Source organism: Phyllobacterium sp. CL33Tsu (assembly GCF_900113985.1).
Taxonomy (GTDB): domain Bacteria; phylum Pseudomonadota; class Alphaproteobacteria; order Rhizobiales; family Rhizobiaceae; genus Phyllobacterium; species Phyllobacterium pellucidum.
On the sequence record NZ_FORJ01000001.1, the window covers coordinates 460,664 to 474,847 of the forward strand.

15 protein-coding genes are annotated in these 14,184 nt (G+C 59.2%); 3 read left to right on the forward strand and 12 right to left on the reverse strand.

From position 1 onward, the window contains the following. The first annotated feature begins 69 nt into the window (after positions 1 to 69). On the forward strand, positions 70 to 729 hold the full coding sequence (locus BM074_RS02295) for a ribonuclease HII (protein WP_036813274.1): 660 nt from the start codon (positions 70 to 72) through the stop codon (positions 727 to 729). 141 nt (positions 730 to 870) lie between these two features. On the opposite strand, the gene BM074_RS02300 is transcribed toward BM074_RS02295, so the two are convergent. The 9 genes from BM074_RS02300 to BM074_RS02340 all read right to left on the reverse strand — a co-directional run bounded on the left by BM074_RS02300 (position 871) and on the right by BM074_RS02340 (position 8,441). Beyond that, the gene (locus BM074_RS02300) at positions 871 to 1,350 is read right to left on the reverse strand and encodes a F0F1 ATP synthase subunit B (RefSeq protein WP_027230116.1); all 480 of its coding nucleotides are present in this window, start codon (positions 1,348 to 1,350) and stop codon (positions 871 to 873) included. A gap of 17 nt (positions 1,351 to 1,367) precedes the next feature. Next, a complete protein-coding gene (locus tag BM074_RS02305) occupies positions 1,368 to 2,006 on the reverse strand; it encodes a F0F1 ATP synthase subunit B (RefSeq protein ID WP_091919481.1) in 639 nt (212 codons plus the stop codon). 105 nt (positions 2,007 to 2,111) lie between these two features. Continuing rightward, on the reverse strand, positions 2,112 to 2,339 hold the full coding sequence (locus tag BM074_RS02310) for a F0F1 ATP synthase subunit C (RefSeq protein WP_008125314.1): 228 nt from the start codon (positions 2,337 to 2,339) through the stop codon (positions 2,112 to 2,114). A gap of 69 nt (positions 2,340 to 2,408) precedes the next feature. Further along, a complete protein-coding gene (locus BM074_RS02315; RefSeq protein ID WP_027230118.1) occupies positions 2,409 to 3,161 on the reverse strand; it encodes a F0F1 ATP synthase subunit A in 753 nt (250 codons plus the stop codon). 59 nt (positions 3,162 to 3,220) lie between these two features. Next, positions 3,221 to 3,637, reverse strand: coding sequence for an AtpZ/AtpI family protein (locus tag BM074_RS02320; RefSeq protein ID WP_091919483.1), 417 nt, complete (start codon positions 3,635 to 3,637; stop codon positions 3,221 to 3,223). Between the two features lie 593 nt (positions 3,638 to 4,230). Further along, on the reverse strand, positions 4,231 to 5,394 hold the full coding sequence (locus BM074_RS02325; RefSeq protein ID WP_244532765.1) for a cell wall hydrolase: 1,164 nt from the start codon (positions 5,392 to 5,394) through the stop codon (positions 4,231 to 4,233). Positions 5,395 to 5,544: 150 nt separating this feature from the next. Beyond that, on the reverse strand, positions 5,545 to 7,014 hold the full coding sequence (gene der, locus BM074_RS02330) for a ribosome biogenesis GTPase Der (protein ID WP_091919485.1): 1,470 nt from the start codon (positions 7,012 to 7,014) through the stop codon (positions 5,545 to 5,547). A gap of 17 nt (positions 7,015 to 7,031) precedes the next feature. Then, a complete protein-coding gene (locus BM074_RS02335; RefSeq protein ID WP_027230121.1) occupies positions 7,032 to 7,712 on the reverse strand; it encodes a tetratricopeptide repeat protein in 681 nt (226 codons plus the stop codon). Between the two features lie 144 nt (positions 7,713 to 7,856). Beyond that, positions 7,857 to 8,441, reverse strand: a complete 585-nt coding sequence (locus tag BM074_RS02340) for an NnrU family protein (RefSeq protein ID WP_091919487.1) — start codon at positions 8,439 to 8,441, stop codon at positions 7,857 to 7,859. 147 nt (positions 8,442 to 8,588) lie between these two features. On the opposite strand from BM074_RS02340, the gene BM074_RS02345 reads away from it, so the two are divergent. Next, entirely contained in the window at positions 8,589 to 9,626 is a 1,038-nt protein-coding gene (locus BM074_RS02345) for a polysaccharide deacetylase family protein (RefSeq protein ID WP_244532711.1), read from the forward strand. 22 nt (positions 9,627 to 9,648) lie between these two features. On the opposite strand, the gene sbmA (BM074_RS02350) is transcribed toward BM074_RS02345, so the two are convergent. Together sbmA (BM074_RS02350) and sbmA (BM074_RS02355) are read right to left on the reverse strand one after the other, a co-directional pair. After that, positions 9,649 to 10,902 carry a peptide antibiotic transporter SbmA gene (gene sbmA / locus BM074_RS02350; RefSeq protein WP_091921387.1) on the reverse strand — a complete coding sequence of 418 codons (1,254 nt, stop codon included), beginning with the start codon at positions 10,900 to 10,902 and terminating at the stop codon, positions 9,649 to 9,651. Positions 10,903 to 11,086: 184 nt separating this feature from the next. After that, entirely contained in the window at positions 11,087 to 12,340 is a 1,254-nt protein-coding gene (gene sbmA, locus BM074_RS02355) for a peptide antibiotic transporter SbmA (protein ID WP_091919489.1), read from the reverse strand. 163 nt (positions 12,341 to 12,503) lie between these two features. Here sbmA (BM074_RS02355) and BM074_RS02360 point away from each other — a divergent pair, with 163 nt between their 5' ends. After that, entirely contained in the window at positions 12,504 to 12,917 is a 414-nt protein-coding gene (locus BM074_RS02360; protein ID WP_091919491.1) for an ACT domain-containing protein, read from the forward strand. On the opposite strand, the gene BM074_RS02365 is transcribed toward BM074_RS02360, so the two are convergent. Further along, positions 12,914 to 14,080, reverse strand: a complete 1,167-nt coding sequence (locus BM074_RS02365; protein ID WP_091919493.1) for a YbfB/YjiJ family MFS transporter — start codon at positions 14,078 to 14,080, stop codon at positions 12,914 to 12,916. The two genes, BM074_RS02360 and BM074_RS02365, sit on opposite strands and share 4 nt — an antisense overlap. Positions 14,081 to 14,184 lie beyond the last annotated feature (104 nt).

The window sequence follows — 14,184 nt, forward strand, 5'->3', positions numbered from 1 at the left end:
TGGGTAGCCTACCCCATCGCTACCTGAGGACTTGCAGAGAATCAGAACGAATGCGAGTTTCGTCGCAACATGGCTCGATCGCGTTCTGATTCTCTGCTTCTTCCCCTGGAGCCGGTAAAACCGGACTTTACCAGCGAGCGTAAGCTCATGCGCAGCGGCGTCGAATATATCGTCGGCATCGATGAGGCGGGGCGCGGCCCGCTGGCCGGCCCGGTGGTCGCCGCCGCGGTGATCCTCAATCCGAAGAAAATTCCCGATGGGCTCGACGATTCGAAGCGCCTGACAGCGCAGCGACGCGAGGAACTTTTCGATATCATTACGGCCACGGCGCTCTCCTGCGCGGTGGCCAGCGTTTCGGCGCCGGCAATCGACGCCACAGATATTCTGAAAGCCGCGCTCGAAGCGATGCGCAGGGCGGTTTGCGGGCTCGCCATTCAGCCCGGCCACGCACTGATCGACGGACGCGACGTGGCGCCCGGCTTGCCCTGCCCTGCAACGGCCCTGATCCGGGGCGACCAGCGATCGGTGTCGATCGCTGCAGCATCGATCCTTGCCAAGGTGACGCGCGACCGCATGATGACCCAGACGGGCAAGTATCTGCCGCTGTACGGTCTCGAGTCGCATGTCGGCTATGCCACCGAATATCATCGCAATGCCATGGAAGCCCATGGCCCGGTGGTCGGACTGCACCGCTTCAGTTTCTCGCCGCTCAAGGATCGGCAGGTCTAGAGCGCTGCCTGTTTGGACAGTGTCCGTCCAAGGGACCGGATTGCTTGGCACATCGCAGCGCACCATCCACCGCTCTTCCACAGGTAGCGGCAAACAAAAAAGCCGCCCGGAGGCGGCTTCTCGACAGGCATTCAGCCAAACTTAGTTGAGGCGTGACTTTACCTCGGACAGCGAAGACTTGAAGAGGTCAGCCGACGTTTTTGTATCGACCTTGTCAGCGAGAACCCTGCTCGCTGCTGCAACTGCAACATCGACAGCCGTGGCGCGAACCTCGTTGACCGCTTCGACCTGGGCCTGGGCAATCTTCTGTTCGGCCAGTTTGTGGCGGCGCGCGATATATTCTTCGCTCTTCTTCTTGGCTTCCTCAAGCAGGCCATGGGCTTCGCGCTGGGCGATGGCCACGATCTCACCGGCTTCCTTTTCGGCGTCCTTGCGCTTGCGCTGAAATTCAGCGAGCAGCGACTGGGCTTCTTCACGCAGGCGGCGTGCTTCCTCAAGCTCGTCACGGATACGATCGGCGCGGCTGTCGAGCGACTTGCCGACTACACCCGGTACCTTGAGGTAGACGATCAGCGCGAGGAAGATGACCAGGCCTACGAGGGCGTAAAATGTTGCGTCCAATTCCATTTTCGTTCTCCTCAGCCCCGCACGGCTTTGACAGCGGCAGAGACGCTTGCCTTGTCGACATTGCCACCGATGATCTTGTTAACGATCTCGGTCGCCGTGTCCTCGGCAATGGTTCCGACTTCCTTCATTGCCTTGTCCTTGATGGCGGCAATGCTGGCTTCGGCTTCGCTGAGCTTCTGTTCGAGTTCGGCGGTAATCTTCGCCATTTCCGAATCGGACTTGGCCTTGGCTTCGTCCTGCGCGGTCTGGGCGATGGAGCCCGCCTTCTTCTTGGCGTCGGCAAGTTCCTGCTCATAGGCGGCAAGTGCTTCGTCCGATTCCTGTTTCATGCGGGCAGCCTGGTCGAGATCGGTCGCGATACGATCGCGGCGCGTCTCGATGATGCCGCCGAGGCGAGGCAGGATCACCCGAGAGAGGAAGAGGTAAAACGCCGCGAATGTCAGTGCGAGCCACAGAACCTGGGAGGCGAAGTGGGTCGTATCAAAGGGCGGGAAGACAGCCTTCTCATGCGCCACACCGGTTTCGGTATGGGTTTCGGTTGCATGAGCGTCAGGCGCCGCAGGAGCGGCCGTCCCGGCAGCGCCATGCGTATCGGTCTGAGCGACGATTGTTTCCGTTGTGGATGCGGCATGCGCCGAAGACACAAACATATGTTGTCCCCTTGGGTTCGGGCGTTTCCCAAATCAGCAAACTGGATTGCTGCATATGATTACTGGCCGCGCGCAGCGCAGCCAGTAATAGTGCGCTGTCGTGAATTAAACAGCGAAGAGAAGCAGAAGAGCGATGAGCAGCGAGAAGATGCCCAGAGCTTCGGTAACGGCGAAGCCGAATACCAGGCGGCCGAACTGGCCGTCAGCTGCCGACGGGTTGCGCAGTGCACCGGACAGATAGCTGCCGAAGATATTGCCGAGGCCGAGGGCCGTGCCGGCCATACCAAAACAGGCGAGACCTGCACCGATGTACTTTGCTGCTACCGGATCCATATTAAACTCCTTTGGATAGAATTCTCATTGATAGATTTGCATTTGGCGGAGACCGCCGGTGAAGTTTTCTCAGTGACCGCCAGGATGTACTGCGTCGTTCAGGTACATGCAGGTGAGCACGGTGAAGACGTAGGCCTGAAGGAAAGCCACCAGGAATTCGAGACCCGTCAGCGCGACCGTCATGGCGAGCGGCAGGATCGAGCCGCCAATGCCGAGAGCGCCGAGAGCGCTCATCGAGGCAACGAAGCCGGCAAAAACCTTCAGTGTGATGTGGCCAGCAAGCATGTTGGCGAAAAGACGAACTGAAAGGCTGATCGGACGGGAGAGGAATGAAATGATTTCAATCGGCACCACGAGCAAAAGCAGAAGCTTGGGAACGCCGGACGGTACGAAGACGCCGAGGAACTTGAAGCCATGCTTGGCGAAGCCATAGGCCAGCACGGTACCGATGACGAGGATTGCGAGGCAGAAGGTGACGATGATCTGGCTCGTGACCGTGAAGAAGTACGGAAACATGCCGAGCATGTTGGCAACGAGCACGAACATGAAAAGCGAGAAAACGAACGGGAAGAACTTCATTCCGGCGCTGCCAGCCGAATCGCGCAGCGTCGAGGCCACGAACTCGTAGGCCATCTCGGAAACCGACTGGAGGCGGGTCGGGATCAATCCGCGGTTGGACGAGGTGAAATAGAGAAATGCCGAAGCGACAGCAACCGTTGCGACCATGAAGGCCGACGAGTTGGTGAAGGAGAGGTCGACTCCACCCACATCAATGGGAATCCACTTGTTGATATGGAATTGATGAATCGGATCGTTTGACACTCTAACCTCGTCTGTAATGTCTCTACTTGCGGGTCCAGTCTTGCGACCTTGGCCGAAGCCTATTCCGGTTTCTTGGTGTCCGAACCCTTGCCGAGCTCCGCACCTTGGTTCTCCGCCACACGTCCCGTCGAGCGCAGGATGTTCAGCGTTCCAGCACAAAAACCAAGGAGGAGCAGCACGATCAGCCCCCAAGGTGAAGTACCCAAAAATCGGTCAGCTAACCAGCCCAACCCCGCACCAGCCAGAACGCCGGCGATGAACTCGCTCGACAATTTCACGGCCTGCGCGACACCGGAGGCGGTTTCCGTCCCCTTGTCTTGCGAACTGGGCTTGAGACCTACACCCCTGGCAGCCAATTTTGCCGCCAGAGAGCGACTGCGACTCTCCAGTTCATCCGAAGTCAGTCTGCGTCCAGCACCCGGCGTGTCACCGACAGGACCTGACGTATCGGGTTCTTTCCCGTTGGCCAATGGCATGTCCTTTACACGCTGAATGCGAGGCTTCACCCCCGCTTCGAAGTCGCGCGCAACATATTGTCCCGATCCGCGCTAGTCAAGGCGCTGGAAGGAGACTCTCAAGGGTAATTTTCGCCGTAAAATTCAATATGTTAGGCAAATATGACTTTATGTCTCACCTCTTTGGCGAAAATTCGGGTTCGAATCCTCGCCGATCGCCGCCCGTGAAGCATCGGTTCTAGTACGCACCAACCAGACACACGCCCCGAAACAGGTATTCGCAACCCTGCGTTTCTTGCGGGCAACAGCGAACTTTCCGATAAATGCGGCACCGACAGTTTGAGGGGGAAGCAGGTGCGCCGAGCCAGCCGGCGTATCGAGGAGGATGGGCCGCTTCGACCATGGCAAAGGCCTTGCCCTCGAACTTGGAGGTGAAGCATGTGGTTCAAGCCACTTAGCATCACCCTGATTATGAAAAGAACCCGGACTGGCTGGACAATGTCGATCCGGGTTCAATTCAACTAATCAGGAACGGGGGGCGGGCGAAAGCTCGTTCCCCACTCCAAGAACAATATAGCAGCTCTCGCACCAATTCCAAGACGACGAAAGTCGGATCAAATCCAGCCGCCGCCGAATGTTCGATAGAAGATGTGCGCGCCGATCTTGTCGACACGCTTCATCGTTCGCGCCCAGTTGGGGCGAACATAAACTGCATGGTAATGGGTTGCGGACCCAACTTCAGGCAAGAAAATCTGTCCGGATGTCACGGCCTGCGCCACCTGCTGCGCTACTTTCCATTCCCTCGGCTCCGTGACGTGGAGCTTGCGGCCCTCGCAGGCGAACGAGAACTGGCAGCGATTGATCCAGTCATCGTTCTGGTAGACGACCCCGCAAATCGTCTTCGGATAGGCCGGGTTGCGCACGCGGTTGAGAATGACCTGCGCCACTGCCGCCTGTCCCTTGATACTCTCGCTGCGCGCCTCAAAATAAATGCCTGTCGCCAGGCATTTTTGTTCTTCCTTGGTGAAAACGACGGGAGGCAAAGGCGTTGCCAGCCAATAGTGGTCGCCGGCACCGAGCTGCGGGACAAAGCGTCCCGGCGATTTCGGCTCGGTAAGGATCGAATCGAATGGCGAGGTCTTCGAATAATCCGGCGTCGCCGGCGCATAGCCGAGTGCCAGAACATCAGGCTTGTCATTATTGACGAGGCTCGCCAGCATTGGCGGCATGTCGGAAGCCGGCTTTTCCGCAGCCCGGTTGTGAAATGCGAGCGCGATCTGAAATTCCTTGCCAGCGATATTCGGCCTGGTGAATGCCATTGCGACTTCAATATCCTTGGACGGGCGAACCAGCATGCTCTGGCGCTGAAGGATCGAGCCGGCGTTGAAGGCTTTCGGCGGCGCCTTCTTGCTGATCGAAACGATTCGCCCCTGCTTTTCGGCGCGATTGATCCGCTCCTCATCCGGAGTGGCGCCACGCGACTTCTGCGTACCCTTGATGGCGATCGGACCGATGCCGGGCGCATCGACACCGCTTGCAGGAATCGAACCCGTGATCGCCTTTTCATCGACGAACGACATGTTGGCCTTCTGGATCGAACCTGCCGGCGATTTTTCGAGATAGGAACTCCAGCGCCCCTGCCCCGATTCGGATCCGGAAAGGAGGCTCGTCATATCCTGGTATGCGGTCACGGTCGGGGAAAAGAGATAAAGCGCCGCGCCAATGAGCAAAGGCGCCGTATAGCTCTTGCCGGTCTGGTTGGTTCGCAGGGAACGCAATGCCCGCACATACTCAGAGAAACGCACGCCGATAACCCCACTCAAACCGAACAGTTCGAGCTAAAAAATGAAGCATTAACCTTGATGGAGAGTTAACGGCGCAGGCAGAAGTTTAGCGAACGAGCCCACGCCGGATATTATCCGCGATGCTCAGCGCTTCTTCCTGGCGCGGCCCGCGAACGGATTGTCGGATGCGCGCAACACGACGCGTATCGGAACACCCGGCATGTCGAATGTCTCGCGCAGGCCGTTCGACAGATAGCGCACATAGGATGTCGGAAAGGCTTCCGGACGCGAACACGAGATGACGAAGCCCGGCGGGCGCGTCTTGACCTGTGTGATGTACTTGATCTTGAGGCGGCGTCCGGCAACAGCGGGCGGCGGATGATGCGTCGTCACGCCCTCGAGCCAACGATTGAGACGGCCAGTGGAAATGCGCCGGTTCCAGATTTCGTCGGTGGTGGCGACGGCCGCCATCAGCTTGTCGATGCCCTGATTGCGTTCGCCCGAAATCGGCACCGCGCGAATACCGCGGATCTGCGGCAGCAGGCGTTCCGTCTTCTCGCGGAGATCGGCGAGCACCATCTGGCGGTTTTCGACGAGGTCCCACTTGTTGAAGGCGATGACCGGGGCGCGACCTTCGCGAATGATAAGGTCTGCGATCTGCAGATCCTGCTTTTCGAAGGGGATCGTCGCATCGAGAACGATGATAACCACTTCGGCAAAGCGAATCGCACGCAGTGCATCGCCGACCGAGAGCTTTTCGAGCTTGCCCTGGACGCGGGACTTGCGGCGCAGGCCAGCCGTATCGAATAGCTTGATCTTGCGGCCCTTCCATTCCCAGTCGACCGAGATGGAGTCACGGGTAATGCCGGCTTCAGGTCCCGTCAGCAGACGGTCTTCGCCCAGCATCGTATTGACAAGCGTCGATTTGCCGGCATTCGGACGGCCGACAATCGCAATGCGCAAGGGCTTCGACGAATCGTAGTCGGGAACGTCCTCGGCATCGGGATCATCAATATCGTCGCCGATGAGATCCGCCGATGGCCCAGGCGCAGCCGGAATGCTGACAGCGACCGAATCATCTGCGTCTTTTTCAGCATGTTCGTCCGGGAAGACGCGCTCCTCGCCCATCGCCTCGATAATTGCGTCGCGCAGATCGGGAAAGCCCTGGCCGTGTTCGGCCGATATCGGGCAAGGCTCGCCAAGGCCGAGCTGCCAGGAATCGTACATCCCGGCCTCTGCGCCACGCGCTTCCGCCTTGTTGGCAACGAGAACCACGGGCTTGCCGGAGCGGCGCACGAGATCGGCGAAGGTAACGTCGGTGGGCGTGACGCCCGCCTTGGCATCCACCAGGAACAGAATGAGGTCAGCCTCGCCGATGGCGGCTTCGGTCTGCGCGCGCATGCGGCCTTCGAGCGATTCGCTCGGCATTTCCTCAAGGCCGGCCGTGTCGATCACATCGAAGTTCAGATCGTAAAGCTTCGCCGAATGAATGCGCCGGTCGCGGGTCACGCCCGGCAAATCGTCGACGAGTGCCAGTTTGCGACCGACAAGGCGGTTGAAAAGTGTGGACTTGCCGACGTTCGGGCGCCCTACGATGGCAAGGGTGAAACTCATCCGTTCGGTTTCCTGTCTCAGCCGGCTGTTGCAGCAGGCGCCGCACCGGTGCTGCGCAACATATCCAGCATGGTATCGGCGAACTGGCGAACATTGGCGGGAGCCGACTTGTCGTCGGCGATCTGTTGGAACAGCTTGGCGGAATCGGCGCCGCGTCCAGCCTTCCAGGCCGCAAGACCCAGCGCTTCGCGCGCCGAATGACGCATCGGGCTTGAATCGGAAGACAGCGTCTCGACGCGGCTTGCCACATCCTCATAGGATCCAGTGTCCACGAGAATGAAGGCAGCGCGCAGCTTGGCAAGATCGCGAATGGCCTGCGGGATCGAACTATCGGCGGAGACCTTGTCGAAGGCGGCGACCGCGCCGGCGTTGTCGCCCTTCTGGGCCAGAACGCCAGCAGCGCGCATGCGTGCGAGCACCGGATAGGCTCCATAGCCATCCTTCTCGAGTTCATCGAGCGTCTTCAGGGCGTCGTCGTTCTTGCCGTCCCGAACAAGGTTGAGCGCAGCCAGGAACTTGTCGCCCGATTGCGAAGCCTGCCTCTCGGTCCAGTATTCGTAGAAGGAGAAGGCCGCGGTGCCGACGACGATTGCCACCACGCCGCCGATGAGCAGCGAGCCGTAGCGTTTCCAGAAAGCCTTCACCTTGTCGGAACGCAGTTCCTCATTCACTTCACGGAAAAAGCCGTCGTCAGTCATAGTGCCTCTTGGTTCAGCTTGCGCCAAAGTACAATTGTTAAAAACGCGGTGCAGCAGAGCCGCCCGCGCATGGAGTTCAGGCGCTTTTAGTCGGAAAACTCAAAGGATGTAAGTGGCAAACGAAAATTAGGTCATCGTCGCCGGTTACATCGGCTGAACGCCGATCAACAAAGCGTGCAATTTCCACACGAACAGGCCGTAGAGCACGACGCCAATCATGACCGCGATGATGTCATTGGACACCGGGCCTGCCACAATGTTGGGGGCGCTAATTAGACCGGCACGCTCCTGCCGCTTGATGGCAATCCTATCGGCCACCGCCCAGGCGAGGAACGACAGGAACAGGATCAGCGAGGCCAGATCGCCATTGGCAAGAAGATGCGCCAATGCCCATGTCTTGATGGCGATAAGCATCGGATGCTTGAGCGCGGGTTTCATCCGGCCGGGCTTCGCGATGAAGACGCCGAGGAAGATCGCGGCAAACAGCATCAGGAGACCGGCGATATGCTTCATGAAGACGGGTGGTTCGTAAAGGATCGGGGCATCTGGACGGGCAAGGCCGTATCCCCAAACGAGGAGGAAGAAGCCGGCAAGCGAGAGTACCGAATAGAAGCCCTTCCACTTGTTCTCGCCCCACTGCTCGATCTTGGCGAGCCGCCATTGCGGCGCAACGATGCGGACCGAATGAACGCCGAGAAAAACAATGATCCCAAGAATCAGTACCAGCATGGCCGCCCTCCCCGAAAGATGCCTGAGACTATAGCGGCATTGGAATAGTTCCAAGCTGATCGCTTGCGGTGGATCGCCGCGTCCGATCATCGCCACAATTGCCCTGTAGCGACGTTATTTCCCTTCCCGGAGCCGCGTTACCCCATCATGCGTTCGACCATCCTCGCCGCCGCATCCATGAGCCTGTTGTTTTCGATGCCGGCCTTGGCCGATGGCGGCGTGGCGGCGCGCGATACGCCGGGCGCAAAGCCGCAATATGTGCTGATCTCGTTTGACAATTCCGGCAGCAACGAGCTTTGGGATCGCAGCCGCGCACTTGCGCAGCGCAGCAATGCGAAGTTCACCTACTTTCTTTCCTGCGTCTTCCTGATCGATCAGTCCGACCGGAAGTCCTACCAGGCTCCCGGCCAGGCGCCGGGGCGTTCGAACATCGGCTTCGCCACATCGAAACAGGATATCGCAAAGCGCCTCGACAATATCTGGCGGGCGCGCAACGAAGGCAATGAAATCGCGAGCCATGCCTGCGGCCACTTCGACGGCAAGAACTGGACAAAGGCGGACTGGCAGCGGGAACTTGTCGCCTACAAGCAGGTGTTGACCGGCGCCTGGGCGAAATATGGAAGCGATGCGGAGCCCGAAGGCTGGAAGCACTTTGTCGCCGACGAGATACGCGGATTCCGCGCGCCCTATCTTTCCGAGGGTCCCGCGCTGATATCGGCGCTCCGCGCTCAGGGCTATGCCTTCGACGGCAGCGGCGTTTCGCGAGGGCCGGCCTTGCCGGTGCATTCGGGCGGCATCTATCAGTTCGGGCTGCCGACGATCAGCGAAGGCCCGCAGAATCGCCCTGTGATCGCCATGGACTATAATCTTTACGTCCGCCATTCGGGCGCGGTGGAGCGTCCCGACCAGTTGAACGTGTTCGAGGGCCGCGCCTATGACGCCTTCAAGGGCGCTTTCGACCGACAGTATCAAGGCCAGCGCATCCCGTTCCAGATCGGGCTGCACTTCACGCTGATGAATGGCGATGCCTATTGGCGGGCGCTGGAGCGCTTTACCGAAGAGGTCTGCACCAAAGCCGATGTGCGGTGCACGACGTACAGCCAATATTTGAAGGAAACGGGCGGTGTTGCCATGCCCGTTGCCCGGGCGGAAGTTTCACAACCCGCGGCAAAGGGCGGCATCTGAGCCGCCCCTCACTTCGTCAGTCTCAAGCGTCTTCGGTCTGCGTGCGCAGGTAGTGCTCGTCGATCGACGGCAGTGGCTCATCATAGATCACCGCCTCGAAGGCGCGCAGGCGCTTGTAGATCGATATCAGCTCGACGATGGTCGTCCACGAATTGACGAGGTACTGGAACGACGACGTTACCTGCGAGAAGGCGCCGCTGATCTGGTTCATCGTGCCGAGCGTGATCTTGCCAGCGACGATCGAAGGGATCAGCACGATCAGCGAGAAGATATTGTCGGTCTGCAGGTAGAGATAGCGGGCGACGTTGAAGTACATATAGTGGAAATAGAGCCGGAAATAGTTGCGGCGGACATTGGCGAAGAGCTCCCTCACCACCGGCGGCTGCGCGCGGTCGTCATGATCCTCACCATAGACGAGTTCCTTGCGGTAGGCAGCTTCGACACGCTGGTTGCGAAACTGCAGGCCCGGCAATTTGACGCCGACGCCGGCGAGCACCACCGTTCCGAAGATCGACCAGAAAACGGCGGCAAAGACCAGCGGATGCGGTACTTCACCGACGATCGGCAGTTCGGTGATATTGGCCGAAAGTGCGATCAAGACCGGGACGAAGGCAATCAATGTCATGAAGGAATCGATGAGCCGAACGCCGAGCCCTTCCATGGTCTCTGCAAAGCGCATCGTGTCTTCCTGCACACGCTGCGAGGCGCCTTCGATATGGCGAAGCTGGCTCCAGTGCGACATATAGAATTCGTTCATCGCAGTGCGCCAGCGGAAGATGTAATGGCTGACGAAGAAGGCGAGAAGCACGCTGACAGTGACCCCGACAAGGGCGACGCCGAGGAACTGGCTGACGCCCTCATAGAATTGTTCGTAGGTAACCGGCGCAGACTTCGACACTGCCGTCTGGATGAGATTGTAGAACGGTCCGTACCAGTTGTTGACGGCCACGCTGACCTGCACCTGGAAATAGGTGACGAACAGGATGAAGGCCGAGCCGAGCACCGACCAGCGCTGCCAGCGGTGCGGGGAAAACCAGGCCCAGAATGCGGCGAAGATAACGACGACGATGGCAAAATAAATGTAGAACCAGATGAAGGGCGTCGACCAGAAGCTGGCAATGCCGATGATCGGCGGCGCATCGGGCGCCGCCGGCGGCAGGCCGAACCGGGCGCCAAGCTGTTCGCCTATGGTAAACCAGAAAAGGACGGCAGCAAGCGACCAGAGCACTGCCGAAATGAAGAAGAGCTTCGGCCTTGGGAAGAATGAAACGAACACAGTGACACGTTCTCCGCGTGAAAAGTTGCGCAATTCATAGTTGTTCTGAATTGCACTTAACAGCACGAATTGGTCAAACATCGCTCAACAGCGATTAAATTGCTGTAATGATCTGGCGATTGGAAAATGGGGATGGCGAGGTTACAGGCGGGCGATTTGCAATCGCCCGCCGTAACGGAATGACTTAGCTGTTCTCCGACTGCGTACGCAGGTAGTGCTCGTCGATCGACGGCAGCGGTTCATCATAGATCACCGCCTCGAAGGCGCGCAGGCGCTTGTAGATCGATATAAGCTCGACGATGGTCGTCCACGAATTGACGAGGTACTGGAACGACACCGTTACCTGCGAGAAGGCGCCGGTGATCTGGTTCATCGTCCCGAGGGTGATCTTGCCGGCGACGATCGAAGGGATCAGCACGATCAGCGAGAAGATATTGTCGGTCTGCAGGTAGAGATAGCGGGCGACGTTGAAGTACATATAGTGGAAATAGAGCCGGAAATAATTGCGCCGGACATTGGCGAAGAGCTCCCTCACCACTGGCGGCTGCGCGCGGTCGTCATGATCCTCGCCATAGACGAGTTCCTTGCGGTAGGCGGCTTCGACACGCTGATTGCGGAACTGCAGTCCCGGCAATTTGACGCCGACGCCGGCGAGCACCACCGTTCCGAAGATCGACCAGAAAACGGCGGCAAAGACCAGCGGATGCGGCACTTCGCCGACGATCGGCAGTTCGGTGATATTGGCCGAAAGCGCGATCAGCACCGGGACGAAGGCAATTAAGGTCATGAAGGAATCGATGAGCCGGACGCCGAGTCCTTCCATCGTCTCGGCAAAGCGCATCGTGTCTTCCTGCACACGCTGCGAAGCGCCTTCGATATGGCGAAGCTGGCTCCAGTGCGACATGTAGAATTCGTTCATCGCGGTGCGCCAGCGGAAGATGTAATGGCTGACGAAGAAGGCGAGAAGCACGCTGACGGTGACCCCGACAAGGGCGACGCCGAGGAACTGGCTCACGCCCTCATAGAATTGCTCGTAGGTCACCGGCGCGGACTTCGACACTGCCGTCTGGATGAGATTGTAGAACGGTCCGTACCAGTTATTGACGGCGACGGTAGCCTGCACCTGGAAATAGGTGACGAACAGGATGAAAGCCGAGCCAAGCACCGACCAGCGCTGCCAGCGGTGCGGGGAGAACCAGGCCCAGAATGCGGCGAAGATAACGACGACGATGGCAAAATAGATGCAGAACCAGATGAACGGCGTCGACCAGAAGCTGGCAATGCCGATGATCGGAGGCGCATCGGGCGCCGCCGGCGGCAAGCCGAACCGCGCGCCCAACGGCTCACCCGCGAATATCCAGAAGAGCACGGCAGCAAGCGACCAGAGCACGGCAGAAATAAAGAAGAGTTTGGGCTTGGGAAAAAACGATACAAACACGCGGCGCGTTCCTTATGCAATCTCTAGCAATTTATGGTTGTGAAATCAGTTGGTTAGATAATATTCTTCTCAAACCTAGTGCATGGTGTCTGCAGTTAGGCAAGGCTCAACGTTTACTTTTGCCCAGCTTGCTGGTTGCAATGATCGAACAATGGAGGACGCGATGGTTGGTGAAACGGATCTTGGCAAGCTTCTGGCAACGATGCGTCCGGTTCTCGCCGAGGGCGTCTATATGTTTGCGACCGTCACCAAGGGTGACCCGGCCCCGGCCGGCGTCGAGCCGGTGATGATGTTTCGCGAGGCGGAAGGCCTGACGCTGATCGTCGACGAGACTACGGCCAAGCAATACGGGCTTCCAGCGATATTCCGCTCGCGGATGATAACGCTCGACGTTCACTCCTCGCTGGAGGCCGTCGGCTTTCTAGCGGCGATCACTGCTTGCCTTGCGAAGGCGGGCATGGGCGTCAATCCAGTCGCCGGGTATTACCACGACCACCTGTTCGTACCGGAAGATCGCGCCGAGGAGGCCATGAACTTACTGCACCAATTGGCGCAGGACGCCGGGCGAACCAGCTAGCGGCCACCCTGCCCGCGGCGCGCCGAATAGGCAAAGGCCGCGGCAATGATGAGGCTTGCCGCTGCGGCGAGCGTCGCGAAGATGAAGTCGCCGGTGATATTGGCAAGGTAGCCGCCGACGAGCGGACCGATGATCTGGCCGATACCGAAAGCCGCCGTCATCACAGCCATGACCTTGCGCGGCGAATGCGGCAAGAGTACCCGGCCCGCCTGGAAGCCGAAGGCGGTGATGACGATGAATGTCAGTCCGAGCAGGAGACCGCCGATTATCGGACCATAGGGCGCCGGCAGGACGACGCTTGCCGCAACGCCGATCGCCTGCACCGCGCATCCGAGCGAAAGGGCGATGAACGGGCCGGTCCGGTGCAGAAGCGGTGTCCACAGCCAGACCGAAACCGCCCCGGCGATGCCGGTCAGGAGCCAGACCAGCGCCTCCATCCACGGCCCACCCTGGCTGGAGCGCACGATGGCGATGATAAAGGTTGCCGTAATGATGTAGCCAAAGCCGAATATGCCATAGGCGATATTGATCTTGATGAAAGCGGGCGTCCAGGAAAGCGGCGGTTCCTCGACCGCCGCGCCACTGCGAACGGGACCGGTCCTGATGAGCATAAGTACGGCCAGGAGGCCCAGTAGCGAAAGGATCGCAGCGCCTATCCAGTCTTCACGCCAGCCATAACCATTGGCGGAACTGAAGGCGACGAGCAGCGATGAAACGGCAATGCCGGTGCCGACCCCGCCGAAATGGATCGCCTGCAGGTCCTGGCGGTTGGCTGCTGCAAGGTGGCTGAAGACGATCGTCGCCGCAAAGACCAGCATAAAGGCGCTGGCCATGCCGGCAAGGAACCGCACCAGCGAAAAGACCAAGACGCCATCGCTTATGCTCATGATGAAGCAGAGGGCGGCACTCGACGCCAGCGCGAGGTAGACGAGCGGCCGTTCATAGCCGGACCACCAGCTGAAACCCGCCACCACCGCGCCGAGTAGATATCCCACATAGTTCGCGGAGGCGATAAGGCCCGCATCGCCCGGCGACAGGCCGAGATCGCTCATCATGCCTGGCAGGATCGGCGTGAAGATGAAGCGGCCGATGCCCATGCCGACGGCCATGGAAACAAGCCCGCCAAGCGCGAGGCGGACGGAGGATGAGGTCTGCGATTGCATGGCGGGACATTATCGCTGCAGTGCACACTGACAAGCCAATAAATTTGATGGTTGGGTTATTCGCGGTAATCGATTGCAGGCGGCTTGCCAACACTTAGGAAATA

Coding starts and splice junctions, on each gene's coding strand:
- BM074_RS02295 (WP_036813274.1), top strand. CDS start 70: ATGGCTCGATCGCGTTCTGATTCTCTGCTTCTTCCCCTGGAGCCGGTA.
- BM074_RS02305 (WP_091919481.1), bottom strand. CDS start 2,006: ATGTTTGTGTCTTCGGCGCATGCCGCATCCACAACGGAAACAATCGTC.
- BM074_RS02310 (WP_008125314.1), bottom strand. CDS start 2,339: ATGGATCCGGTAGCAGCAAAGTACATCGGTGCAGGTCTCGCCTGTTTT.
- BM074_RS02320 (WP_091919483.1), bottom strand. CDS start 3,637: ATGCCATTGGCCAACGGGAAAGAACCCGATACGTCAGGTCCTGTCGGT.
- der (WP_091919485.1), bottom strand. CDS start 7,014: ATGAGTTTCACCCTTGCCATCGTAGGGCGCCCGAACGTCGGCAAGTCC.
- BM074_RS02335 (WP_027230121.1), bottom strand. CDS start 7,712: ATGACTGACGACGGCTTTTTCCGTGAAGTGAATGAGGAACTGCGTTCC.
- BM074_RS02340 (WP_091919487.1), bottom strand. CDS start 8,441: ATGCTGGTACTGATTCTTGGGATCATTGTTTTTCTCGGCGTTCATTCG.
- BM074_RS02345 (WP_244532711.1), top strand. CDS start 8,589: ATGCGTTCGACCATCCTCGCCGCCGCATCCATGAGCCTGTTGTTTTCG.
- BM074_RS02360 (WP_091919491.1), top strand. CDS start 12,504: ATGGTTGGTGAAACGGATCTTGGCAAGCTTCTGGCAACGATGCGTCCG.
- BM074_RS02365 (WP_091919493.1), bottom strand. CDS start 14,080: ATGCAATCGCAGACCTCATCCTCCGTCCGCCTCGCGCTTGGCGGGCTT.